This window comes from Streptomyces klenkii (assembly GCF_003626645.1).
In the GTDB taxonomy this organism is placed as follows: domain Bacteria; phylum Actinomycetota; class Actinomycetes; order Streptomycetales; family Streptomycetaceae; genus Streptomyces; species Streptomyces klenkii.
Genome location: NZ_RBAM01000010.1, coordinates 223,071 through 248,126 on the forward strand (window position 1 = coordinate 223,071; position 25,056 = coordinate 248,126).

A 25,056-nucleotide genomic window follows, 5' to 3' on the forward strand; every position below is an offset into this window, starting at 1 on the left:
GAGCGGGTCCGTTCGACCTTGGCCGCCTGGTCGGCAAGGCCTGACCAGGCGGCGGCGGGCTCGTTCATGCTCAGCGGGGAGGGGCGTCCAGGAGGTTGGTGATGAGCTTGCGCAGCCGTCCCTCGACGACCGTTTCGACGCCGTGGACGAGCTGGGCTCCGTAGACGACGGCGGTTCCGGCGGGTGGCGCGCTGGTCCAGCGGGTGCGCGGGACGTCGTTCAGCCAGGCGGCTTCCGGCCCGGCGTCGTCGGCGATGTCGCGGGCGAAGCGCATGCCGGGCAGGAAGGCGCTGCCCGGGCCCGCGGTGCGATCGGTCCATACGGCGTCGGAGGAGCAGGTGTCGACGTAGAACTGCCCGCCGCGTTCCGCTTCCTGGAGGTGGAAGGCCACCCGTGCGACGCGCTGCGGCCGCTTGTCCGGTTCATGGACACCGTGCAGGTGCGGGTCGATCCGGTCACCGGGACCGAGGTCGTGATAGTCCCACGGGGTGACCCCGGCGACGGATGGGAAGACTCGCCGAATGGCGGGCATGGCCCGTTCGATGCCGGCCATCAGGATTTCCTGTGCGGCCTCGGGCGGCACCATGCCCGCCCTGGGCCGCTCGGGGACCCATCCTGTCGCTACGAGGTGATCGTCCAGCAGCTTCGTCAGCTGGGAGGTTTCGTCGGGCGTGAGGAAGCCCTCGATGGTGTGGACGGCCAGGGTCTCGGTCAGGTGAATCACGCGGCGACTCACTCCTTCTCGCTGTACGGCGTGGAGCGTTGGCATCCGCATTTCAGTGGAGGAGGGTGGGGATGCCAAGGGGGCCGGCAGTTCTGCCAGGGGCAGTGGGGGCGCACGGAGGCGTGCGGTGGGGCGCATGGAGGGGCGTGAGCCGTAGGCCTGATCGAGCTCGTAAACGACCGCCCGCCGGGCCCGGCTCTTCAGCCTGGTTCGCGAGATGTCTGCGCTACGACCGCGAAGGTACACCGGGTTGGCCGACGGTAGGGTCGGGCGCGCGACCGGGCCGGCCGGTGGGCAGCGTGTAGTGCCAGCCTTCCTGCCAGTTGAAGGGGGCATCGACCAGGTCTTCGATCGAGGCTCCGGTCAGCAGGTAGTCGAGCGCCCATTTGTTGGCCGAGTGGGCGATCACCAGGACGCGTCGGCCTTGCCATTCGGTCCCCAGGTCGTGCAGGAAGTCGTTGGTGGCTTCGATGACCTCGCGGTAGCTCTGCCCGCCGGGGAAAGGGACGTCGATGTGGCGTGCACGCTCCGCCGCAAGGACGGTGACCGGGCAGCCGTTGAGCTCGCCATAGTTGCACTCGCGCAGTCGCGGGTCCTGGTGGATGGGGATCGACGTACCGGCGAAGGCGATCTGTGCGGTCTCCACCGCCCGGTGCAGATCGGAGACGAATACGGCTGCCGGGCCGGTGTCCCGGCGGCGGTCCCCGAGCTCGGCGGCAAAGCGCCGTCCCTGCTCGGAGAGCTTGCCCGGCAGATCGAAACTCGCGTATTCGGGAGGCGAGAAGGCGGCAAACGCATGCAGGGCGAAGGCCGGGCGTCGGCGTTGCTGAAGGTGCCAGGCGACCTCGTACCCGACGAGTGCGCCCATGCTGTGCCCGAGGATCAGCAAGGGCTCCGTCGTGTGGAGGAGCACGGCGTCGGCGAGGTCGGCAGCGAAGCCGGCAAGGTCGGCGGGGGCAGTACCTGGTCCGGCTGCCGGCTCCTCCCCCGGGCCGGTCCCGCGGCCGGGGTACCGGGCCGTCAAGGGCCTTAGCGTCGGGGCGAGATGACGCGGCCAGAGCGAGAAGTCGCCGACGTCACCGCCCACTCCGGGGAGCAGCAGCACGGCCGCCTCCGGACCGGGCCACCCTCCTCCGGCCGGCAACTCCCACAGGGGGCCGTCGCCGAGTGCTCCGCCTCTCACCGCATCCTCTCCCCGATCCGATCCGGTCCGAATTGCATCTCGCTTGCCCTGCCTGCCCTGCTTACCCCAGGAGCCGGTCCGGTGGCCCTCAATCTTCTCGGTCCCCACTGCGCGCCGCTCCAACACAGGAGGCTTCCCCGGATCCGGCCCACCCAGTGCTCATGCCACTCTTTCCTGGGATGAACGGATTACCACTCTGCGCGCAGCACCCCGCCACCCGGCGCCCACCGCGCCCGCGCCCGCCATCCCCGCGCCTCGCGAACTGGCCCGCGCGGCCCGCCACTCCGTGACCGGACCCGCCTGGGACGCCGCCCGGTACGCGGAGGCCATCCGGCTCGCCGACCGGCTCGCCGCGCACTTCACCCTTCGCGCCGCCTGCACCGTAGCCCCCGCGGCCGCCTCGTTCACCCCCGACAGCCTGATCGCCGCCGGAGCGCTCCCGGTCTACCGCCGCCTGCTGCACGCCTCACTCGACCAGGCCGAACGGGCCGGCGTCATGCGGCGCGGCGACGACGGGGCCCGGACGGCAGCCGTCCGTCCCGATCTCCGCGTGGCCCTCGCAGACCTGATGCAAGCGGTTCCGGAAAGCTCCACGGAGGCGGTGCTGCATTTCCCTGTTCCGGGAAGGCTCCGGGCACGATCGCCACGTCCTAACGAATGCCGTCGGCTATCGGCCCACCCTCACCGCAGGCCCTTGTCGAAGCTCTGCTGAAGGATGATGGGCCCGAGCCGGGGGCACTGGCGCAGGGCTGACAACACGAGACCGGCCGTCTTGCCCGGGAGCAGCGCTTCGGGCAAGTCGTCCGGGGCGGCCGGCACTCGGGACCGCTTCAGCCGGCACGCCGCCCGAGGTGGCGCCGCTTGGCTTCACCCGTTCGACGGAAAGGCGGGCAGAAGCCGCTTACTTCTCCGTTCTCCTGGGCAGCACATGGCGTCAACATCTCCCCGTCGCACAGAGGACTCCCATGCCCCTTCCTGACTCGCTCAAGCCTGGCGACGTCCTTCTGACCCGCGGTGCGGGGTGGATCTCGCGTGCGATCTGTCTCCTGGACGGCAGCGAGGTCAGCCACGCCTCTCTCGCTCTGGACCGTGACACCGTCGCCGAGGCCGTCGGTGAGGGCCTGCGCACCGTCTCGTTCGAGCAGGCCCTGGACGAGCATGACCTGGCCGTCGGCCACACTCTGACCCAGGCACCGGCCGATATGGCTCCGGTCCTGGACGTGGCACGCGGCTATCTGGCACGCGGGACCTCCTACGCCCACCAGCAGATCCTGCTGCTCGCGGTCTTGTGCGTGACCCGCCGCGCTCCTATGCCACCGGGCGGACGGCGAATGGTGCGCACAGTCCTGGACCAGGCGGCGGCAGCGGTCAATACCATGGCCGAGCGCGGCCGGCAGCCCATGATCTGCTCAGAGTTCGTCTACCGCTGCCACCTCGAAGCGCACCCGCAGCCGCCGTACGCCCTGTCCATCGGCGGCGACGGACAGGTGGACGGACCGACGCTCCTGCGGTGGGCCCGCACCCACCCGGCCCTGCCCGCCCTGGCTCCGGGGCTTGCCGGGACCTTCGATCCCGGCAGCGCGGAGAGCGCACTCGCGCCGCTGGTCGCCGCCTACGCCACAGCCGTCGGCAAGACCAGCACCCTGCCGACGGTACTGCGCCCGCCGGCGCCGCCGGTCCTCACCGATCCCAGCGACGAGGAACTGCTGACCTCGATGGTCACCTTCGGCAACGCCTTGCACCGGGCCCGCCACCCCCAGGTGCCCGACGGCGGTCTACCGCCGGAGCAGGCCCTGGACCAGATCAGCGCCATGGAGGCCCAGCCCGACTTCGTCACCCCCGGCGACCTTCTCCGCACCACCTCCCTGACTGAAAAGTTCCGCAGAGCGACCGCCGCGAAGGCACCGAGCAAGCTGGCCGGTATCCCGCTGCCCGGCCACTGAGCCCAGCCACGGTCACACGGTCACGTCGAAACGACTCCCGCCCTCGCCTCGGCCGCGGGCTGCACCGGACCGGTGCCGAAAGCGACGCCCGCAACACGCTTTCGGCCCACCTGCTGGAACGGGTCGGCTTCGCTCTCGAAGGCCGGCGCTCCAAGTCCACGGAGAACGCCTGCTACACCTACGCCGTTTCGGCAGGGCCTGGCCACCGCACCGGGGCGGCAGAGGCGGTGGCCTGGCGGTCTGCTGCCCCGGCTCATGCCAGGCCCTCGGGCGTCACGGCGGCTTCAGTCGATCCGGCTCTATCCGCTCCGCGAACTTTGCCTTGGTCTGGAGGAGTTCGTCGGCGGCTCGTTCGCCTGAGCGGATTGCGCCTGCGACGTAACCGACGTGACTCGGCTCTTCCAGCATTTTCGTAGCCAGTGATCGCATGAACTGACCCATGGTTCGGTGGAGTTGACGGCGGCGCACTGACAGCGTGTGCCATCGAACGTCGCATGCGCGCAGATGAGTTGTAACCACACCCCCGTACGACGAAGGAGCGTCCCGAGGTGGGTCGGGCCGGACTGCCGCCACTCATACAGATCCCAGCCCGGGCCCGGCTCACCGCCCAGGGCGGGCCTTGTGCGAGCATCCACCACAGTGCCTTCTCCCGCGGGTGCACCTCACGCCGCGCGATCAGCCGGTCGATCACCGTCTTCGAGCGGGCCGGGGCCTCGGAGTCCGGCACGGTAAGCCGCTTCGCCCAAGCCGGGGGTAGGGCCTTCCCGGCGGCACCGCTTCCCCCGTGTCGCAGATGACGGGGCCGCTTCTTCTATACGGCCTGGCGGTGGCCGGTCCCGCGGCCGACGCGCCGTCAGCCTCCCACCAGGACCGACAAATCCTTAGCGCCGCCTTTCGTTCCGATGTTCCGGCTGACGCCGGTGCCAGCACCGCGCCTGCCCGTAGTGACCGCAGTCCTACCCGGGACGTACCTCAAAGACCTGGGCTACCGGTGCGGCGGGAGCATGGTGCGGGGGGAGTCGACAAGAACAGCGGTGGCGCCGAGGCGGGTGGCGACGCGTAGGTCAGCCGGTGTGTTGACGCCGAGCATGACGATCGGCGTGTCGGCGGACCGCGAGCGGAAGCAGGCGACGGAGTCGCGGGTCCACAGCTGCGCGGTGACGGCGGCCTCTCCCGTGCCGAGGGTGAACTTCTCCTGCAAGGTCATTTGGCGTTTGAGCTCGAATCCTGCCCAGGAACCAGCCGGGGGCGTGTTCTTGCAGGTGTGCTCAAGGGCGACTTCGGCGAGCCGCTGCCGCGTGGCGTCGCGCGACTCGGCTACCTGCGCCCCAGGGACGCGGCTGAGGAGGTTGGTGACCTCGGCGTCGGTGGAATACAGCTTGACGCGGTCCCACGCCTTCTTCTCGTCGAGCAGGCGGGTCACCGCGTCGACGACGTGCTGGGCGGGTGCCTGCTTGAGGTCCAGATAGATCTGTTTGCCCGCCGGCACTGCCTCCAGGGCGGCGGCCAGGGTAGGGATGCGCAGGGGGCGTTCCCGGTAGGGGTAGGAGCCGTCAGGGCCCTTGAAGCCGTAGCCGGCGTTCAGTCCGGCCAGCTCGGCTTGCGTCTTGTCCGAGACGGGGCCGGAGCCGTCCGTCAGCGCCGACAGGTCGGTGGGCCGGTACAGCACGGGGACACCGTCCCTGGTCGCCTGCACACTCAGCCATTCCCCGTCCACGCCGGCCTTCAACGACTCGGTGATGGCCAGCAGGGTGTTCTCGGGAAAGTCCCCGGTACCCGCGCGATGCGCGATGACCAATGGCGTAGGCCTCGCCTGTACTGCCGGGAGCCCGTCGGCCTTCGCGGAGGCGGGAGCACTTGCTGTGAGGGCGGGAACAACACAGGCCAGAACAGCGAGGGCGATGGCCGGGCCGGATCTGCGTCGCATGACTGCTGCCGGCTGAAGCAGGCGCCGGCCGGTGCCTCGCGCAGGACCTTCCGGCGCTATTTCCCCTGCGTGATCTTGGAATGTCATACGCGTGATCATAGAGACGAGCCGGGCAGCGGATGAGCCTCCTCGGGCAAGCACTTGCCGGGGAAGGGCACACGGCCGCCGGCAAGTTGGGCTCGCCACGGAATTGTCCACAGTTGAATCCGCGCGCCCGCCAGCATCAACCCCCTCCTACGTACGCATACACCGGGGAGGACTGGCAAGCGTGATGCCGGCGACAAGCCGGTGTCGCCAGGCCGATCGCGTACGACCCGTACCCGCACCCCCGTACCCCCACGCCCCCGGCCCCGCGCGAGGCCGTAGCCGTAAGAGGCTCTCCCTGGCAGGCTTACGCCTCTTCCGCGGAAATGGCCGGCCGCGTCGCGTAGCGGATGCGCATCGCGTCGCCGGCCGCAGGGCCCGCGGTGAAGACGTAGGCGGTGCTGTCGTCGAGCCGGCGGCCGGATTTGGCGTCGACGACGACGGGCTCGACCTCCTCGCCGCTGCGCGCGTCGACGAGAATCATGCTGCGCTCCGTCGGCCTGAGGCGGGAATTGCCCCACGCGGCCAGGGCGACGATCACCGGGCGCAGGGACCGGCCGAGTTCGGTCAGGACGTACTCGTGCCGGACGGGGCCGGTCTGGTAGGGCCGGCGCTCCAGCAGGCCGTCCGCGACGAGGGTCTTCAGCCGGGTGGTGAGCATGCTGGAGGAGATACCCAGGCTCTCCTGGAACTGGTCGAAGCGGGTGTAGCCGTCGAAGGCGTCGTGAAGGATCAGAAGGGTCCACCACTCGCCGACGTGTTCCACCGTCGTGGACAGCGGGCACTCCCGGTCCTCCAGCCTGATCCGGCTCGCCAAGGCGACCACCCCCTCACTTGCTGCTAAAATCGAAGTTAGTAGCTTCTATTTTAGCAGTCGAGACGGGAGCGGCGCCTCGTGTACCCGCGCCCGGAGACGGAACGCACGATGACCACATCCATCAGCGAATCCCTCGAAGACCGGCGCGCTCTGGTCACGGGCGGCACCAAGGGCACCGGAGCCGCCATCGCCCGACGCCTCGCCCAGGCCGGTGCGACCGTGTTCGTCACAGCCCGCAGCCGCCCCGTCGACGTGGAGGAGAAGAGCTTCATCGCCGCCGACCTCTCCTCCGCCGAGGGCGCCTCCCACGTGGCCGCCGAGGTGGACGCCCGCGCGGGAGGCGTCGACATCCTGGTCAACACCCTCGGCGGTTCCCAGGCTCCGGCCGGAGGGTTCGCGGCCCTGGGCGAGGACGACTGGGCCAGGGAGCTGAACACGAATCTTCTGGCCGCCGTCCGCCTGGACCGTGCCCTCCTCCCGCACATGATCGCCCTCGGCAAGGGCACGATCGTGCACGTCACCTCGATCCAGCGCCGCATGCCGCTATGGAACGGAACCCTGGCCTACGCCGCCGCCAAAGCAGCCCTGACCACCTACAGCAAAGGACTGGCCAACGAGGTTGCTCCCCACGGCGTCCGCGTCAACACCGTCTCACCCGGCTTCATCCAGACCTCGGCCGCCGACGGCCTCGTCTCCCGGATCGCCCACGACGCCGGCATCACCCAGGAAGCGGCGCTGGGCCGGCTCATGGACTCCCTGGGAGGCATCCCGCTCGGCCGCCCCAACCAGCCCGAGGAAGTCGCCGAACTCGTCGCCTTCCTCGTCTCCGACCGCGCCTCGGCCATCGTCGGCGCCGAACACGTCATCGACGGCGGCACCACCCCCACCGTCTGAACCCGCCACGACCATCAGGAGCGTCATGCACGCCAACCAGGAGGCCAGCCGGAATACGGCAGAAACGTGCCGTAGGGTTCGGCGCTGACGACCTGGCGCGAAGGCCTCGTCGGCTGGTCGCCCGTTTGGATGCTCTTCGTATGAGCCGTGTGGCCTTGGCGATTGGTGTCTTCCCTGGCCACAGGGCTCGTGACGGGTTCTGCGGTGGCTGCGGGGTGTGCTCGGTGCGGGTGAGCGGTGGGGATCATGCGGCGCATGGCGTCGGTGGAACGTACCGCGTATCCGCGGTTCAAGCGCACGATCACTTGTCGCGGGCTGCATGACTCGTTCGCTCCGGGCGCGTCCGAGGTGGCGTGGGCGCGGGGGAAGGCGCGGTCACCGGAGCATCTGCCGGCGTTGGTGGTGCTGCTGAAGGGCTTCCAGAAGTTGGGGTACTTCCCGGACCTGGACGAGGTGCCGGAGCTGGTGGTCGGGCATGTGCGCGGGCTGCCGGGGCTGGAGGAGGATGTGCTGCCGCTGCACGACTCGGTGCGTACGGCCGCGCGGCAGCGTGACTTCGTGCGTGAGCGGCTTGGTGTGGAGTGCGACAAGGAGAAGGCCCGCGCGGTTGCTTCGGCGGCGATCTACGAGGCGGTGCAGGCGAAGGACAATCCGGCGGACCTGATCAATGTGGCGCTGGAGACGCTGGTGCGGAAGCGGTTGGAGCTGCCGGGCTATACGACGCCGGATGCGCTGGCCTCGGCGATCCGTACCGAGGTGAACACGGGGTTCTTCGAGACGATCGCCGGGCGGGTCGATGAGGCGCGCACCGCTCGGGTGCTGGGGCTGCTGCGGGTGGTGTCCGGATCGCGGAGCCGGTTCGATGAGCTGAAGCGGCCGGCGAAGGCGCCGTCGGTGTCCCATCTGCGCGAGCACCCGGCCTATCCGGACAGGCTGAAGCTGTTGGGGCCGACGGCGGACTGGCTTGAGGGGGTGCCGTCGGCGAAGGTGGAGCACTTCGCCGGGCAGGCGCGGGTGCTGGATGCGGCCGAGCTGGGCAAGGTCGGTGTGGTGAAGCGGACGGCGCTGCTGGTGTGCCTGCTGCACATGGCGAAGGTGCGGGCGCGGGACGAGCTGGTGACGATGCTGTGCATGCGCATGGCGCGGATCACCAAGAAGGCCAAGGAGGACCTGGAGAAGATCCGTCAGCGGCACCGGGCCGAGTCCGAGTGGCTGCTCGCGGTGCTCGGTGAGGTGCTGGAGGCCGCGAAGGGCGCGGTCGGTTTCGACAGCGGTTCGGTCACCCTGCCCACCGGCTCCCGCAAGAAGAACGCGGTGCATGCCGCGTGCGGGAAGGCGGTGCTGGAGAAGCTGGAGGAGGCCGGGGGCCTGGCGAAGCTGTCGGAGGACCACGAGCTGGTCTCCGCGCACCACGGCGACAACTATTTCCCGCTGATGTGGCGGCACTTCAAGAGCCACCGCAAGGTCCTGCTCGACAAGGCCCGCGAGGGGAAGATCAACCGGCGGCACTTCGAGGTGTGCACCCTGTTCTGTCTGGTCCAGGAGGTCCGCAGCGGGGACGTGGCGGTCCTGGGGTCGGAGTCGTACACCAATTTCTACGACCAGCTTTTGTCGTGGGAGGAGTGCGAGCCGCTGGTAGCGGGGTACTGCGAGCAGGCCGGGCTGCCGGCCACGGCGTCGGCGTTCACGGCGGCGCTGCGGCAGAAGCTGACGGCGGTGGCGGCGAAGGTGGACGCCGGGTACCCGGATAACGCGGATCTGACGATCGATGCGGCGTCGGGGAAGATCGTGCTCAGCCCGCGCAAGGGCAAGGACCGGCGCAAGTCCGCTCTGGATCTGGAGGCGGAGATCCTGCGTCGGCTGCCGGAGTGGAGCCTGCTGGACATGCTGGCGCGCACGGCGTACTGGATCCAGTGGTGGCGGCACTTCGGCCCTGCCTCGGGGCCGGATCCGAAGATCCGCAACAAGCTCGCCCGCTACTGCTGGACGGTCTTCACCTACGGGACGAACGCCGGTCCCGCGCAGGTAGCACGGCACATGCGCGGCCAGGTATCGCTGCACGAGATCTCGCTGGCCGGCAACCAGCACATCACCGCCGAGAAGCTGAACGCCGCCTCGGCGGACGTGATCGACATGTTCATCCGGCTCGACGTGGCGCACGTGTGGGGTGATGTCAGCAAGGCCGGGATCGACGGCTCCCAGTACGACACGTGGGAGAACAACCTCCTGGCCGAGTCCCGCATCCGTTATGGGGGCTTTGGCGGGCTCTCGCTCAGGCACGTCTCCGACACCTGTATCGCCTTGTTCAGCCACTTCATCCCGTGCGGGATGCGGGAAACTCCTCATGCGCGTGGCTCTCTCGATCCGGGAGGGCCGGCTGTCGTCGTCCACGCTGCTGCGGCGCCTGGGCAACGAGTCCCGCCGCAACCGCATCTACCAGGCATACCGCGAGCTGGGGCGCGTGATCCGCACGATCGTGCTCCTGCGGTTCTTGTCGGAACCCGAGCTACGGGAGTCGATCCAGTCGATGACGAACAAGGTCGAAGCCTTCCGCAAGTTCAGCAACTGGCTGATGTTCGCCTCCGACGTGATCCAGGACAACGACCCCGTACACCAGGAGAAGATCATTAAATTCCACGAGCTGCTGGCGAACTGTCTGATCTTCCATACGGCCGTGGACATCACGAAGGTCGTCAACGACCTCATCGACGAGGGCTGGGAGATCGACCCGGTGGACCTGGCCGCCACCAGCCCTTACACCACCTGCAAGACCCGCCGCTTGGGAACGTGGCACCTCGACATGGAGCCCCCGGTCGGGCAGGCGGTCGGGCAGCTGCGGCTGGCAGCGTGAGGCGGAGTTGTGCGGTCAGATCGAGGAAGTCGGCGACGACCGGGACCGGCGGTGGACAGCAAGTTGGCCGTGCAGGCCGGCCAGGGTGCTGGTACCCGGGGGTGGAGTTGGCATTGCCTGGCTGCTTGTCGGTGGCGTACGCACCGGCAGCGTCGATGTCACCGGAGCGCGGGTGCATCCAGTGAATGGCAATGACCGTACAGGCGGGTGCGTCGTCCGGGCACCCTCATACAGAGTGTCTCTTTGCGCGAGGTTTCGTTCCTATGGTGTGGGGAGTGGTCTCGTGTCAACGGCTGATGATGGTGACGTGTCCTGCCCTGCGGGCCATTCCCGCGTACAGGGTCCGGTCGGCAGTGGCGAGGCGCCTTGCCCTGTCCGCACCGGCGGGTGGGTGCCCCTTTCCGGTGACCGGCTCTGCCGGGGCCGCGCTGATCTGTTGTGGGCGCTCGGCGGTATGACCGTTTGCTCCGCGGCCGTGGGGCTGGTGGACCCGCTGGGGCCGCGGGGCCAGCCGGCCCTGGCCCTCGGGATTGGCGCGGTGGTGGCCGGATGGCTCGCTGTCCGGGAGAACGTCCTTGTCCGAACCCAGGTCCTGGTTGTCGCCCTGATCACCTCTGTGGTGGAGGTCGCGGCCACCCGATGGCTGAGCCTTTGGGATTACCGCCTGGGTAACCTGCCCGTCTATCTGCCCGCGTTGCATGCCGTCATCTTTCTGACAGTCGTTGTGGTGGCCCGTTCCCTGCCGCCCTGGCTGCCCCGTCGGCTCCTGCTCGGCTGCGCGCTCGCCGGAGTCGGGCTGTGGGCAGGCTGGCAGTTGCTTCTGAGCGAGCGCACCGACACGGTCGGTGTCCTGTGGTTCCTCGTGCTCCTGGCCCTGTGCCGTCACCGGGAGACGGCCGACCGGATTCCCGCGATCGTCGTGGTGACGGTTCCGCACGACGTCATGGCGACGGGCACGGGCATGGTGGCCTACCGCTCCCATGATGTCACCGGCCTTCTGTCGGTTGCCGCCCAGCCGTCCGCCATTGTCGGCGGCTACGCTCTGATCTATTACTTCGCCTCTCTCATGGTGCCGACGGTGCTCAGCTTGTGGCGGCGGTGTACTTCCCGGCTGCCGGCCTCATGACGACGGCAGCCGGGCCCGCGCGGGCCGTGGTGATCGGCGGCAGCATGGCGGGACTGCTGGCCGCCCGCGCGCTGACCGACACCCACGAAGAAGTACTGGTCGTCGACCGGGATACCTTGCCGACCACCCCCGTCCATCGTGTCGGGGTGCCGCAGGCCCGGCACACGCACTGGCTGTTGGCCCGGGGACTGGAGGTGCTGGAGTCCTTCTTCCCGGGGCTGTCGGCGGAACTGGCCGCCATGGGCGCGACGCTGGCCGACCCGCAACGGGATGGCATGTGGGTCTTCGACGGACGTCCGGCGCGGCGCGCTCCCTCGGATCTGGCCTGTCTGACCATGAGCCGCACGCTGCTGGAGAGCTGCGTACGCACCCGCGTCGCGGCCCTTCCCGGCGTGCGGATACTCCCCCGGCACGAGGTCGTCGGCCTGCTGCCGTCGCCCGACGGCCGCAGGATCAGCGGGGTGCGCGCATTGCGTCGCGGCAGCCCGGAGCCCGGCTTGGAGGTGCGGGCGGATCTGGTGGTCGACGCCTCGGGGCGTGCTTCCCGCACTCCGTTGTGGCTGCGGGAGCTGGGACACCGGCCGCCGCGTGAGGACCGGGTACGCGTGAGTGTCACCTACGCGACCCGGCACTACCGCGGCGAACAACACCACCTGCCCGGTGTTCTGGCCATCGGACGGCATGTCACGCCGGAACGGCCCCGGGGTGCGGCTCTCTACTTTGAGGAGGGCGATCGATGGAGCCTCACCCTGGCCGGTGTCCTCTCCGATGAACCGCCGGTGGCCGCCGACGCGTTCACAGCCTTCGCCTGTTCTCTGGGCGACCCGTGCATCCGGCGGGTCGTCGTGAACGCCGAGCCTCTCGACGACCCCGTCCGCATGCGGTTTCCGGAGACTGTCCGCCGCCGGTATGAGCGGTTGCCCAGACCGCCCGAGGGGCTGGTCGTCATCGGCGACGCGATGTGCAGCACCAATCCGACCCTGTCCCACGGCATGTCGGTCGCTGCGCTCCAGGCGAAGGCCCTGCATGACTGTCTCGGTGAAGGGGCCGCGCGACTGCCCCGGCGCTTCTACCGCAGAGCCGCACGAGTGCTGACCGTGCCATGGATCGCCACCCGCACATCCGATGTGCTGCCGTACGAGTCCGGGTGCCGCCGGTCCCCGTTTCTGTGGCTGGCCGACCTCGCGCGCAGCGCCCTGAGCGCCGCCATGGAACGGGACGCCACCGTCACCCGGGCCTGCCTGCGCGTCGCGCATTTGGTCACTGGGCTGGGGCCCCTGTTCTCACCGCGGGTCCTGATCCGCGTACTGCCGTCCGTGCTCCGTCTCCTGCCCGCCCAGATGCCCTGGGGACGCGCACGCCCGGCGGCCCCGCCCGAGCGCAGCGGCATGCCGGGGCCCAGGCATGCGTCCGATCACGACCACGCGCCCGAGCGGGGCCGAAGCCCGGGTCCCGTCCCCGTAGTACCCACCCCGTCGGACTGTTCGTCCGCTCGTCCCTGGAGGAAGCTGCCGTTGCCCGGCACCTTGGCTCAGTCCGCCATCGACGACCCTGTATTGCGGGCCGCTTATGCGGCATGCGGCAGGTTCTGCAAGGCCGCCAATCCGACCGAGTACGCGCTGATGCGGCTCATGCCCACCGCGCTGCGGCCCGCGTGCTGGGCCTTGTGGACCGCGCTCAGTGTGCCCGACAACATCATCGACTCCACGGACGGCACCCCAGCCGAGCGGGCTGCGCGGATGAGGGCATGGACGAGGGATCTGGAGGAGGAGCTAAGAGGGGCCACTAGCAGTGATCCCTACCGGCGGGCGATCGTCGACACGTTCTGGCGGTGGCAGCTCGATCCGCGTGACCTGCACGTCTCGTACGCGGCCATCGAGGCCGACGCCGCCGGCCGTCAGTCGGTGGCCTGGGAGGACTGGAGCGCCCGTGTGCAGCACAGCAATGTCACCTGGGCGAGCCAGTGCCTGACTCTGCTCAACCGCGCGGGACTCTCTGCCCTCGTCCGGCCCCAGCACCACCGCGATCTGGCTCGCTTCCTCGACGGTGTCTATCTCACCGACACCCTCGTCGACCTCGCCGCCGACCTGGACCGGGGCGTCCTGCAACTGCCCACCGAGGCAGTCGAACAGTTCAGCGTCGAACCGGCCAGCCTGCTTCAGCGGTGCTGGACCCCGCACACCAAGGCCCTGATCAAACATCTGGTCGCCAGGGCCCGGCACCAACTGGAGCCGCCGGCGCTCACCGCCCTGCACCCCGGCACGACCATCCTGCTCCGCGCCGTCAGCAACCTCTTCCTCGCCCGGCTGAGGGCCGTCGAACGGGCCGGGCCCCGACTGCTGCACACCAGCCCGGACCTCGGGCCGCTCACCCGTACACGGATCCTCGCCACCGCCCGCGCCCAAGCGGCCGTAGCCTGGAAGCTGGCTCCGCTCGACGTCCCCCGTACGCCCACGCGTCTCCCGGCACAGACGGCCATGATCCTGCCGCAGCCCGCAGCGCGTGCCGGCACTGCCGGGCCACGCCCGCATCCCAGCGGCGTGCGGCCTCCGCTGATCGAGGCCAGCCACATGCCACGTCACGTGGCGGTCATCATGGACGGCAACGGCCGCTGGGCCACCGAGCGCGGACTGCCCCGTCATGAAGGACACCGCGCGGGACGCACCGCGCTGTGCGATGTCGTCCACGGCGCGCTGGAGATCGGGCTGCAATATCTGACGGTATACGCCTTCTCCAGCGAAAACTGGCAGAGGTCACCGACGGAGATCGCCAACCTGTTCGAGCTGGCCGCGGAGGGGACGGGTGACTTCGAGGCCGACGGCGTACGACTGCGCTGGGCCGGCAGCCCCGAGGGACTGCCCCAAGACCTGGTCGACGCATTGCAGCGGGCCGAGCACGAGAGCATGGACGAGTCCGCCCTCACCCTGACCATCTGCCTCAACTACGGCGGCCGCGCCGAACTCGCCGACGCCGCAGCCGGCCTCGCCCGAGCCGCCGTCGCCGGCGAGGTCGACCCGAACCATGTCTCCGAACACCTCCTGGCCCGCTACCTGCCGTACCCGGACACGCCCGACGTCGACCTGCTGTGGCGCACCGGCGGTGATCGCCGCATTTCCAACTTCCTGCCCTGGCAGACGACATATGCCGAACTCCACTTCACCGACATCTACTGGCCGGACGTGGACCGCCGGGACCTGTGGCAGACGATGCTTTCCTACGGCTGCCGCGAGCGCCGCTACGGCACCGTGCCCGCGGCACCACGCCCGCCGGCACTCACGGGGCCGGGCGGCGACCCAGCCGCGGCAGAGAGGTGACGGCCGTGGTACGTGGCGGGACGCGCGGTAGCCGGTGGTGCGTGGCCGTGTGGGTGATCCTCGTTCTGGCCGCCTGTCTGGTACTGCCGGTCGGGCTCACGCACGTACAGGGAGCCGTCGTGGAGGTGGAGGGCAGTTCCTCGGCCCGGGCCACCACACTCATCGCACGCGGGATGCCCGCGTTCGGCACCGAACAGGTCTCCCTCGCCTTCGACTCCCGCACGCTCACGGCCGACAGCGAACCGTACCAACGGGCGGTCGCCGCAGCGGCCCAGGCGGCGACCATGGTCCCCGGTACCGGACACATCGTTCCGGTACCGGACGCCGAAGGCCGCGACCCGCACCATGCCTACCTGGGCATCGGCATCACGGGCGGCAACGACGCACGTCAGCACCTGCTCCCCGAACTTCGCTCGGCGACCGGCAAGGCAGTGGCGGCGACCTCCCACCGCCAGGTCACGGTGGCCCTCACCGGCACCACTCCTGTTTTCACCGAGCAGATCAAGGCGGACCTGCGCGATCTGAGATACGCGGAGGCCGCCACGGTACCGGCCGCACTGCTCCTGCTCATCGTCGGACTGGGATCCGCCGGTTCCGCCCTGGTGGTCCTGATGACGGCCGCCACGTCCGTTCTCGTCACCACGGGAGCCCTGGCGGCTCTCGCCCTGATACTGGACGTGGACAGCTTGATGGTGACCGTCGCCACCACCGTCGGCTTCGGACTAGGCCTCGACTACGCCCTCCTGCTCCTGCTGCGCTACCGGACCCTGCGCAACGACGGGCTCTCCCCACGCCTGGCCACCGCCCGCGCCACTAAGTCCGCCGGACACGCAGTACTGTGGTGCGCCGCCGCAGTAGCCGTCACCAGCGCGGCACTTGCGGTCACCCCGCTGGCGCTCGCCCGCACGGCGGCCCTGGTCGCCGCGCTCACCGCCGTCGTCACCGCTGCCGCAGCCACCACCCTGCTGCCCGCCGTCCTCCCCCGCCTCGATGCGCTGCTGGACCGGGGCCGGGTGCGCCGCCGGGACCGCGCGAACAGCAAGGAACACTGGGCCCGCTGGGCACGGCGGCTGATGGACCGGCCCTGGCCCCATCTGCTCGCCGCCCTAGCAGTCCTGCTCCTCGCCGCAGCCCCGGCCGGTACCCTGCGCACCGGCCTTCAGATGAACCGCGGCATCATCGCAGACACCGACGCGGGCCGCGGCCTCGCGCAGATGGAACAAGACGGCCTGGCAAACGTCACCCTGCTTGCCCTGCCGCACACGCCATCGGCAGGCCCGGTGGACACCACTGACCTGATCGACACCCTGCACGCCGACCCGCGTATCACCGCGTCCGCGGCTCTCGACAACGGCCGTGACCTGACCATAGTCACCATCACCGACCGCATCCCCGCCGACCATCCACCCGCCGAGCGCCTAGCGGCCCACATCCGGTCGCTCGCCGCCCGCTCCCTCCCCCCAGGGCAACAGGCGTTCACCGCCGGCCCGGCCGCCCAACTCGCCGACTTCCACCAGGCATTGCGCCCCGCGCTGCGGCAGGTAACCGTCATTGTCCTGGCCGGAGCCTTCCTGCTCATGCTGCTGGCCTTCCGCAGCCTGCTGCTGCCGCTCAAGGCGATCGCCATGAACGCCCTGTCCCTCGCCGCATCCTTCGGCCTGCTCGCCTGGACGACCCAGCACACGACGGACCCGATCCATCTCGCCATCCCCCTGCTGGCCGCGACCATCGTCTTCGGCCTCTCCCTGGACTACGAGGTCTTCCTCGTCCACCGCATCACCACCCACTACCGGGCCACCGGCGACTGCCGCACGGCCGTCGCACGGGGACTCACCGAGACAGCCCACCCGATCACCCTCGCCGCGACCACCATGGCCACCGTCTTCGCCGGACTCATGCTCACCCACCGCGACGACTTCCGGCAGACGGGCTTCCTGGTCGCCACCGCCGTACTCCTCGACGCCACACTGATCCGCATGGTCGTCGTACCGACCCTCATGCGCCTGCTCGGACACCGCAACTGGTGGCTGCCGACCCCACTGAACCGGCTGCTTCCCCCGCCGGACGCGCCTCCCCACGACGTACCCGAACAGCGCGCGGGCACCGGATACGCCAGTGCCTCGCCCAGCGCCGAACCCACCACCGCCCACAACCAGGGAAGCCACCAGTGAACACCCTCCCCACCGTGCCCAGCCCCAGGTCCCGCCCCACCAAGGTCTCCCGCGCCATCAAGACCGCCGCCACAACCCTGATGGCCCTCACTGCGCTCGCCACATCGGCACCAGCGTCTGTACCCGCATCCACCATCCAGCACAAGGCGGCAGAGACCCTGCGCTGCCGCCTCCACACAGTGCCGGGCCACCCCATCACGTTCACCCCGAAGCTCACCCTCCAGCCACGAACCACCAAGGTCTCCGGGAGCCTCAAACTGACGGACTGCACCTCGCCGGACGGCAAGTACGCTCAGCTGCGCACCGGCAGCGGGGAGGCCAGTGGCACAGGACAGGCAAGCTGCGGCGGAGCATCAGGAATCAACGGCTCCGCGGCCATCACCTGGTACGACCGCTCTGGCCGAAGCCTTGGCACGTCCACCCTCAAGCCCACCCTCCGCTCGGTGAACAGCTATAACCCCGCGGACTCCTTCCTGGCCGGCGAGGTCACCCGCGGCCCCCTGGCCCACCTTCACGCGGCAGGGAGCATCACCCCGACCAGCGACGTGACCGCGTGCACAAGCTCGGGCCTCCGCTCCCTGCACGGCACCGGGACGCTCCGTTTCCTGCGGTGAGCACACTGCCATGAGTGGGTAGAGCGGAGGCCACACCCGGCGGAGCCACAACCTCCACGGCACGTTCCCGGCGTATTCCGGTGAGACACCAACCAGCCCCGGTGGTCGGTGTCGGTCGCCGTAGTGCGGGTGCCGGGCCTTGGGCATGCCCGGCTCCATCGCGCCCACACCGGGGTGCCACCAGCCGACCTGAAACCTGTTGATCCACCAGACAGCTGCCAGCCATGACAGGAACCTCTGAGTCGGCCGGGGTAGGGGCTCCTGTGATGCCTACGCACTCGGCATCAGCGCACAAGGAGCGGTAGCGGCACGATGCCGGGACGATCGAGGAGGTGGCTGCGATTCTGGCGGTGTTGATCGCTTTGGCCGGCGTCGGCCTCGGCCTGGTCACCTGCCTCGTCATGCACCAACGCCTTTTGTCGGCACCTCGTATCAGCTCATCGGCCGAGGGCGGAATCGAGTGCGGTGATGAGTTTGCCGATGTCGCCTTCGCTGGTGTGCAGGTGAGGGCTGATGCGCAGTGCGGATCCCCGGACTGAGACGTGGACGTCAGCATTGCCGAGGATGGTCAAGAGGTGCTGTGGCGTGCGGCCGGAGACATCGATGCCGAGCATGTGAGGGCCGCGGGGATCGGAGACGGCCAGTCCCCGCTCCTGAGCGGCAGCGGAAATGCGTGCTGTGGTGGCGTTCAGGGTGGCGGCGATCTTCGGGACGGTCCACGTGGTCAGCTGCTCCAGGGCGGCGGTGGCCATGGGGGTGAGCTCGAAGGCGGTTCGCTGGCCCATGTCGAAGCGTCGTGCTCCGGGCTGGTACGCCTCGCGGTAGTCCACGAGCCGGGCGAAGTCCTGTGCGTCCTTGCGTACGATCCAGTTCTCTTCCAGCGGCAGGCCGTCGTGGTGGGCCGGGGCGACGTACAGGTAGCCGAGGCCGAACGGCCCCAGCAGCCACTTGTAGCCGACGGTGACCAGGAAGTCGGGCCGGAGGGCGGCAACGTCGAGGGGCATCGCCCCTGCGGATTGGCTTGCGTCGATGACCAGCGCGGCTCCTGCTGCCCGCGCCGCTTCGGCGATCCTTTCAAGGTCCAGTAGCGCCCCGTCGGTCCAGTGCACCTGCGGCACCGAGACAACGGCAACCCTCTCATCCAGGGCGTCCAGGACGGCCTCGGTCCAGGTCCGGCCGGGGCCGCGGGCGACGGTGAGCATGGTGGCTCCGGTGCGTTCGGTGAAACGCCACCAGCTGTAGATCCCTGACGGGTATTCCTCTGCCAGGACCAGCACGCGTCGGCCCGGACGTGCGGTGAGGTTCTTGGCCGCTGTGGCCATGCCGTAGCTGGTAGCGGAGATCAGGGCGATCTCATCGGCGCTTGCGCCGATGAGGGCGGCGAACAGAGCCCGGCGCTGTTCGGCTGCGGTGAACCAGTCGTCCGCGCTGATCTTCCAGGGCTGAGCCCGTAGCTGCATGGAGTCGTTCCCCGCGGCCAGGCCCGTGCGCAGCGTCGGTGCGATGCTCGCGACGTTGAAGTAGGCGACATGGTCGGGGACGTCGAAGAGATGCCGGGAGCAGGGCAGCACCTGGCCGCCGGAGGGGACATTCATGACGCACCTCTTGAAGGCAAGGGGGAGGGTGGCCTGGGCAGGTCGTGATGTACGACCCGCCCGGGACGACGGCGGGCGGATGGGCCGGGCGGCCCATCGCAGCGGGCTCGTGAAGGCCGCTGGACGCGGCTCGTGCCGCACCCCAGCGGGGTCACCGGCTGTCCGGACCGGTGGGGGACCTTCACACCGCCATTATCGAAACAAAAGCAGGCAAATGCCATGGCTACCGAACGGGTACAGCGCCTGGAGCGAGCAGGAGTCATCCGCGGATACCGCCTCGTGCTCAACCCCGCGGCACCAGGAACGCCCGTCGCCGCGTATGTCCGCATCCGGCCGGGGCTCGGGCCAACTCGGCAAAATCGCTGAGCCGGCCGTGTCCGTACCAGAAGTCACCCCCGCATCGACGGTCGCCCTCGCCCACTGCGCCACGCGCTCGGCGTGGCCGCGCGCGGGAAAGCTGCCGTCGAGTGCGACATCGGCGATGGTGACGACCCATGCGAGCGACGGAGCGACGCCGGGGAACTCCGGCGTTCCCGGTGGCAGGTCATCGGACGGCACTCGCGTGTTTCGGCAGTGAGAGTTGAGGCGGACCCGTCGTGCCGTCTCCTTCTGAACGGCGGGAAGGCCGCCGGCAAGGTAGACGTGCAGCAGTGCCCAGTACACCGGCCGGTCCCTGGGCGGCATGCGGGCGGGGTGCTGGAGCAGGAAGCACGCGACCACCACCGCGTGCAGAGGACCCCACGGCTCCTGCCGGGAATGGTCCAACGCAAGCAGGCGGTCGAACAAGACACCACATCTCCGTGTTCGGCAGCGGGGGGGGGCGCCCGGTCCTTCGTACGGTCCGGTGGCATCGGGGACACCTGCGGGTTCACTCCGTTCCGGACCTGCGTCAGCAAATCGGCCACGACATCGTTCGCGCCGTCGTCAGCCCGCTGAATGAGCAGCGCACGAAGTGAGACACCTGGAGTGTCGGTCCCGGGCCGTAACGCCGACGTCAACTTCGGACCGGGTTCCTCGGCTACCGGCGGTGGATCGCCGGCACGACGAGCAGCGACAGCGGCGCGCCGACCGGTCTCAGCGGAACGCGGCGATATTGCGGGCGGCCCAGTCGGAGAACGCGCGCGGGGCACGGCCGAGGACCCGCTGGACGTCCAGGCTGACGCGCAGCTCGGCCGGGTTCGGGGAACCGAGGATGTCCAGGGTGTCCTCGGCGAGCTCCGCCGGCATGCTCCGGGCCATGGCGGCCTTGGCCTCGTCGCGGGTCAGGTCATGAAACCGCACCGGCGAGCCCAGCGCCGCGGCGATGGCCTCCGCCTGCCGGCGCGGCGTGATGACCTCCGGGCCGGTCAGCTCGTAGACGCCGCCGGCGTGCCGGTCATCCAGCAGGCAGGCCGCCGCGACCTCGGCGATGTCCGCCGGGTCGATGATCGGCACCCCGGTGTCGCCGAAGGGGGCGGCGACGACCCGCCGCGTGCGGATGGACTCGGCCCACCACAGGGCGTTGGAGGCGAAACCGCCCGGCCGCAGGACGGCCCATTCGAGACCCGACTCCCGCAACACGCCCTCCACCGCGCGCAGCGCGATCCGCGTCGGACCGAAGGGCCTGGTCGCCACGCCCTGCGAGGAGAGCAGGACGATCCGGCGAACCCCGCCGGCCGCAGCTTCAGCGATGATGGAGGCCGGGCCGGCTCCGGCAGCGTGCATGTCACCAGGCAGCAGTACGAACAGCGCCTCCGCCCCGGCCAGCACGGGCTTGAGACCGGCCGGCTCGGCCAGGTCGGCCGCCACATGGCGGACACCGTCCGGCACTGCCGCCGCGTGTCGTGAAACCGCCGTCACCTGCCGGCCCGCCTCGGCCAGCGCCCGCGTCAACGGCCGTCCCACGTTCCCGGTAGCCCCGGTCACCACGATCATGATCAGCTCCTTGTTCGATGTCCTCGGTCCTCGGTGGCCTTCACGCTAGGGAGTGGGCTAACTTCTGGTAAGGACATACCTCTAGGTAAGCTCCCCACATGACAGGAAGCGCGCAGCCCAGACAGCCCGAGGCGGGAGTGCGGTATGACGTGTTTCACACCGACTGCCCTGCGCGGGATGTGGTCGACCATGTGACCAGCAGGTGGGGCGTCTGGGTGCTGATCTCCTTGCGGAGCAACGACCTGCGGTTCTACGAGCTGCGCGAGAGCATCCAGGGCATCAGCGAGAAGATGCTCGCCCAGACGCTGCGCGCGCTGGTCCAGGACGGCCTGGTCTGGCGGGAGGTCGAGCCGGCAACGCCGCCCCAGGTCACCTACGGGCTGACCGAGTTCGGGCGGGACATCGGTGAGCCGCTCACGGAGTTGTTCGACCGGATTACACAGCGGCTGTCCCCGCGCAACGCCGGATAGCGTGGTAGCGCCCGGCCACGAAGGCACATCCAGCGTGAGCGAGCACCCCACGGCCCGAGGACCTGGTCCGCTGATCCGTCAGGAGGAGGGCCTGAGCCACGGCCGGCACGGGCGCCGGCAGCCGAGACAAGATCCGGGCGTGCCCGGAGTCGCGAACAAGCCTTTCCAAGAATACGAAGCATGAACGAGCGGGCAGCTGGGCACCGATGCCCGCGTGCCTTTCGCAGACGACTTAAATCGCTTCGCCGCCCTGTCCGCACGACTGACCGGATTCGACGGAGTGGCCCTTGAGGCCACCGGGCTGACCGAAGCGTACCGGGCGGTCGCCGCGGAAGAGCTCGGCGCGAAGCGGTACGCGCGGCTTCTGCGCGAGCTGCGGGGGCCGGACGATGCCGTGGACGGCGAGCTGCGGGAAGCGGCACGAGCGGTGACGTACCTCTGGTACACGGGCAGTTGGCCGGGGCCTCCGCCGATCGTGGTGTCCCCGCGCGCCTACGCCGAGGCCCTGGTGTGGAAGGCGGCCGGTCTCAAAGCTCCCGCCACGGATCCCGGGGGGTACGGGAGTTGGGGCGAGGCGCACGACGGGTCCGGCTCGGGCAACGCGATCGGGGGGAGCGGCCGGTGACGCGGTACGACGTGATCGTCGTCGGCGCCGGCGTCGCGGGCTCGCTCGTCGCGCACCGGCTCGGCCGGCACTGCCGACGGGTCCTGGTCCTGGAGGCGGGTGCCGGGGTTCCCGGCGGCCACGAACCGTCCGCCGACCCGCTCACCACCTACCTGACGGCCGCCGCCAAGGTACCCGGTTCCCCCTACCGGGCCCGTCCGGCAGCCCCCTGGCCCGAGGTGACGGACCTCTCCGGCACGGACGGGACCCCTGGTTTCCGGGCCGTCGGCCACCTGCGGCAGGACGGCCCTCTCCCATACGCCAGCGGATACCTCCGCGTCAACGGCGGCACCGGCAACGTCTGGACCGGCCTCGCGCCGCGCATGCTCCCAGAGGACTTCGACACCGAGTCCTTCGGGTACGGACGGCGGTGGCCGCTCACCTACGCCGAACTGGAGCGCCACTACCGGGCGGCCGAGGAGGAGCTGGGGGTCGCAGCCGATGCCGACGAACAGCGCGAGCACGTCGGGCTGCCCTTCCCCGACGACTACGTGTTCCCCATGCGGGCCCTGCCCGCCTCGCGTGTGGACCGTCTCCTCGCGGCCCGCCTCGACGGGCGGCACGTCAAGGACCCCGTGACCCTGGACGAGGTCGAGCTGAGGGTGGTCGGAACCCCGCACGCGCGCAACAGCGTTCCGGACCCCCGGTACGACGGCGGCCGCGGCTACGTGCCGCGCGGGCGGCACGGGCGGCCCGCTCCGGACAGCCGGTGCGTGGGCAACGCGAGCTGCGTCCCGCACTGCCCCTCGTACGCGAAGTACACCCCGCTCAAGACTCAGGGGCGCTGGAGTACGACCGTGACGCTCCGGGACCGGTCCGTGGTGAGCCGCGTGCTCGTCGACGGACGGGGGCGCGCCACGGGCGTGGAGTACCACTCGTACGCCGGTGAGGTGTCCGTCGCGCACGCCGATGTCATCGTGCTCGCCGCACACGCCGTGGAGAACGCCCGGTTGCTGCTCCTCTCCGGGCTCGCCGGGCGCAGCGATCAGGTCGGCCGCAATCTGATGGACCATCCGGTCCTCCTGACCTGGGGCCTGTTGCCCGAGGACGCCGGGCCCTACCGGGGCCCCGGCTCGGTCTCCGGCTTCGAGGGATTCCGCACCGGCGCGGCTCGCCGGCTGCGGGCGCCGTTCCGCGTCGAACTCGGGGCGTGGGGATGGGCCTGGGCGAAGGGCTCCGTCGACACCGACGTGCACCACTTCCTCACCGAGCGGGGCCTCTTCGGGACGGAGCTGCGGCGGGCGGTCGGAGACCGGATCCGCCGGCAGTTCACCCTCCAGTTCGAGATGGAACAGGGCGCCGACCCCGCGAACCGGGTCACCCTGCACCCGTACGAACGCGATCCGCTGGGCCTGCCCCGCCCCCTCGTCACCTACGACCTCGACGAGCATGTGAAGGAGGGGATGGCGGCGGCCCGGGCGGTCTCCGACCAGATCTTCGCGCTGCTCGGCGCCGAGGACCACACGGACTACACGCCGGTGGCGGCCTGGCCGGGCCGCTTCGAGCGCGGCGGCCGCACGTACGGCTACCGCGGCGCCGGCCACGCCGCCGGCACCCACATCATGGGCGACTCCCCCGCCACATCGGTGGTGGACGCCTGGCAGCGCTGCTGGGACCACCCCGGCCTGTACGCGATCGGCTGCGGCAGCATGCCCTCGGTGGCCACCTCCAACCCGACGCTGACGATGGCCGCGCTCGCCCTGCGCAGCGCGGAGCGCATCGAAGCGGACCTGGCGGCCCGCGACCGCCCGGCCTCCCTCGTCGTGCCCCCGGCAGCCCGCGCGCTCAACGAGCCGTCACCGACCCCAGGAGCCTCGACGTGACCGCATCCATGCCTCTGCCACCAGTGCCCGACCCCTTCCGGCTCCCCTTTCACTACGGAGCATTGCACCAGGTCGGCATCGACTGGCTCGTCGACCCGGACCCGGTCCGCAAGCTGCTCGCCGCACACCACCCGGATCTGACCGCGGCGGCCTTCGAGGACGGGCGGGCGCTGGTCTCGCTCAACTACCAGCTGTATTTCGCCCAGTACGCGTTCGGTGGCGGCATCACCCAGGAGATCGAGTTCAACATCATCGCGTTCCCGTCGGACGAGGGCGGCCGTCTTCCGCAGCTGACTTACGCCCAGTACGCGCAGGGCTGGGACCAGACGAAGCTGCTCGGCATCGCCCGCATCCACGTCCTGTGCGACAACCCGTTCGCCATCAGAGCCGGGCGCGAACTCTACGCGGAGCCGAAGCACCCCGGCTGGTTCGAGGTCGGCCTGCCGTCCCTCAACGGACCCGCGGGCGAGATCTGGACCGTACGGTGCAAGACGGCCACGATCGGCCCGGACGACACTCTGGAGAAGGACACGAGGCCGCTGCTCGACGTCACGGCGGAGCTGGACGGTCTCACCGCCGTCGCCGCCAGCTCCGCCCCGGTCACCGGCTACGGAACCGACCGCGAGGGACGTCTCCTCGCCGGCCCCATGAACGTCTACCAACCGTACCGCTGGTACGACCTCGCCACCCCCGAACACTCCGGCCGCACACGGCTGGCGGTCCATGCCGCGGACAGCGACCTCGGCCGGGACATCAGCGCCGTCCTCGGCGCCGGAGCACCGGCTGTCGGCGCCTGGACGTACCAGTCTCCCCCGGTGGCCGCTCACACCCGCCCGTACTACCTGCCGACGCGGCCACGCCCCTGACCGCCGAGCCCTGGGCGGCCTTGCGTATCGGGCTCTACGCCATCGCCCCGGCCACGGATCAAGTCACCTGGATGGC

The 25,056-nt window shown here is 70.1% G+C and carries 17 protein-coding genes and 3 pseudogenes; 12 read left to right on the top strand and 8 right to left on the bottom strand.

Going from position 1 to position 25,056, the window contains the following annotated elements; all coding sequences use genetic code 11:
* Positions 1–70 precede the first annotated feature (70 nt).
* The gene (locus D7231_RS24460; protein ID WP_120757684.1) at positions 71–724 is read right to left on the bottom strand and encodes a hypothetical protein; all 654 of its coding nucleotides are present in this window, start codon (positions 722–724) and stop codon (positions 71–73) included.
* 226 nt (positions 725–950) lie between these two features.
* Positions 951–1,829, bottom strand: coding sequence for a histidine phosphatase family protein (locus tag D7231_RS24465; protein WP_241999896.1), 879 nt, complete (start codon positions 1,827–1,829; stop codon positions 951–953).
* A gap of 1,043 nt (positions 1,830–2,872) precedes the next feature.
* On the opposite strand from D7231_RS24465, the gene D7231_RS24470 reads away from it, so the two are divergent.
* On the top strand, positions 2,873–3,850 hold the full coding sequence (locus D7231_RS24470) for a C40 family peptidase (RefSeq protein ID WP_120757685.1): 978 nt from the start codon (positions 2,873–2,875) through the stop codon (positions 3,848–3,850).
* Positions 3,851–4,474: 624 nt separating this feature from the next.
* Here the strand turns inward: D7231_RS24470 and D7231_RS37765 are convergent.
* The 3 genes and pseudogenes from D7231_RS37765 to D7231_RS24490 form a co-directional block, all read right to left on the bottom strand.
* Positions 4,475–4,601 (bottom strand): annotated as a pseudogene (locus tag D7231_RS37765) (site-specific integrase); the annotation flags it as partial.
* A gap of 234 nt (positions 4,602–4,835) precedes the next feature.
* The gene (locus D7231_RS24485) at positions 4,836–5,648 is read right to left on the bottom strand and encodes a glycerophosphodiester phosphodiesterase family protein (RefSeq protein ID WP_199739442.1); all 813 of its coding nucleotides are present in this window, start codon (positions 5,646–5,648) and stop codon (positions 4,836–4,838) included.
* A gap of 520 nt (positions 5,649–6,168) precedes the next feature.
* Entirely contained in the window at positions 6,169–6,678 is a 510-nt protein-coding gene (locus D7231_RS24490) for a winged helix-turn-helix transcriptional regulator (protein ID WP_199739443.1), read from the bottom strand.
* Between the two features lie 108 nt (positions 6,679–6,786).
* Between D7231_RS24490 and D7231_RS24495 the strand changes: the two genes are divergently transcribed.
* The 7 genes and pseudogenes from D7231_RS24495 to D7231_RS24520 all read left to right on the top strand — a co-directional run bounded on the left by D7231_RS24495 (position 6,787) and on the right by D7231_RS24520 (position 17,648).
* Positions 6,787–7,572, top strand: coding sequence for an SDR family oxidoreductase (locus D7231_RS24495; protein ID WP_120757738.1), 786 nt, complete (start codon positions 6,787–6,789; stop codon positions 7,570–7,572).
* 255 nt (positions 7,573–7,827) lie between these two features.
* A pseudogene (locus tag D7231_RS24500) lies at positions 7,828–9,853 on the top strand (Tn3 family transposase); the annotation flags it as partial.
* Positions 9,854–9,916: 63 nt separating this feature from the next.
* Complete coding sequence (locus D7231_RS37770; protein WP_241999897.1) at positions 9,917–10,423, top strand: Tn3 family transposase; 507 nt, start codon at positions 9,917–9,919, stop codon at positions 10,421–10,423.
* Between the two features lie 475 nt (positions 10,424–10,898).
* Positions 10,899–11,549, top strand: coding sequence for a hypothetical protein (locus D7231_RS24505; protein ID WP_147449800.1), 651 nt, complete (start codon positions 10,899–10,901; stop codon positions 11,547–11,549).
* Positions 11,546–14,863, top strand: a complete 3,318-nt coding sequence (gene uppS / locus D7231_RS37775) for a polyprenyl diphosphate synthase (RefSeq protein WP_241999898.1) — start codon at positions 11,546–11,548, stop codon at positions 14,861–14,863. Before D7231_RS24505 ends, uppS begins: the two co-directional genes overlap by 4 nt.
* A 41-nt stretch (positions 14,864–14,904) precedes the next feature.
* Positions 14,905–17,034 carry an MMPL family transporter gene (locus D7231_RS24515; protein ID WP_120757689.1) on the top strand — a complete coding sequence of 710 codons (2,130 nt, stop codon included), beginning with the start codon at positions 14,905–14,907 and terminating at the stop codon, positions 17,032–17,034.
* 14 nt (positions 17,035–17,048) lie between these two features.
* Entirely contained in the window at positions 17,049–17,648 is a 600-nt protein-coding gene (locus D7231_RS24520; protein ID WP_147449801.1) for a hypothetical protein, read from the top strand.
* Positions 17,649–18,085: 437 nt separating this feature from the next.
* Here the strand turns inward: D7231_RS24520 and D7231_RS24525 are convergent, their stop codons facing one another.
* The 3 genes and pseudogenes from D7231_RS24525 to D7231_RS24540 form a co-directional block, all read right to left on the bottom strand.
* Complete coding sequence (locus D7231_RS24525) at positions 18,086–19,243, bottom strand: aminotransferase class V-fold PLP-dependent enzyme (protein ID WP_120757691.1); 1,158 nt, start codon at positions 19,241–19,243, stop codon at positions 18,086–18,088.
* A gap of 192 nt (positions 19,244–19,435) precedes the next feature.
* Positions 19,436–20,035, bottom strand: a pseudogene (locus D7231_RS24535) (DUF5946 family protein); the annotation flags it as partial.
* Positions 20,036–20,317: 282 nt separating this feature from the next.
* Positions 20,318–21,157 (bottom strand): SDR family oxidoreductase, encoded by an 840-nt coding sequence (locus D7231_RS24540; RefSeq protein ID WP_120757692.1) that lies wholly within the window; start codon positions 21,155–21,157, stop codon positions 20,318–20,320.
* 98 nt (positions 21,158–21,255) lie between these two features.
* Between D7231_RS24540 and D7231_RS24545 the strand changes: the two genes are divergently transcribed.
* From D7231_RS24545 to D7231_RS24560, 4 genes are all read left to right on the top strand, one after another.
* Positions 21,256–21,627: a winged helix-turn-helix transcriptional regulator gene (locus D7231_RS24545; protein WP_120757693.1), complete on the top strand. Its 372-nt coding sequence runs from the start codon at positions 21,256–21,258 to the stop codon at positions 21,625–21,627.
* 214 nt (positions 21,628–21,841) lie between these two features.
* Positions 21,842–22,252, top strand: a complete 411-nt coding sequence (locus D7231_RS24550) for a hypothetical protein (protein WP_120757694.1) — start codon at positions 21,842–21,844, stop codon at positions 22,250–22,252.
* Positions 22,249–24,114: a GMC family oxidoreductase gene (locus D7231_RS24555; RefSeq protein ID WP_120757695.1), complete on the top strand. Its 1,866-nt coding sequence runs from the start codon at positions 22,249–22,251 to the stop codon at positions 24,112–24,114. Before D7231_RS24550 ends, D7231_RS24555 begins: the two co-directional genes overlap by 4 nt.
* Positions 24,111–24,980 (top strand): hypothetical protein, encoded by an 870-nt coding sequence (locus D7231_RS24560; RefSeq protein WP_241999899.1) that lies wholly within the window; start codon positions 24,111–24,113, stop codon positions 24,978–24,980. Before D7231_RS24555 ends, D7231_RS24560 begins: the two co-directional genes overlap by 4 nt.
* The last annotated feature ends 76 nt before the right edge of the window (positions 24,981–25,056 follow it).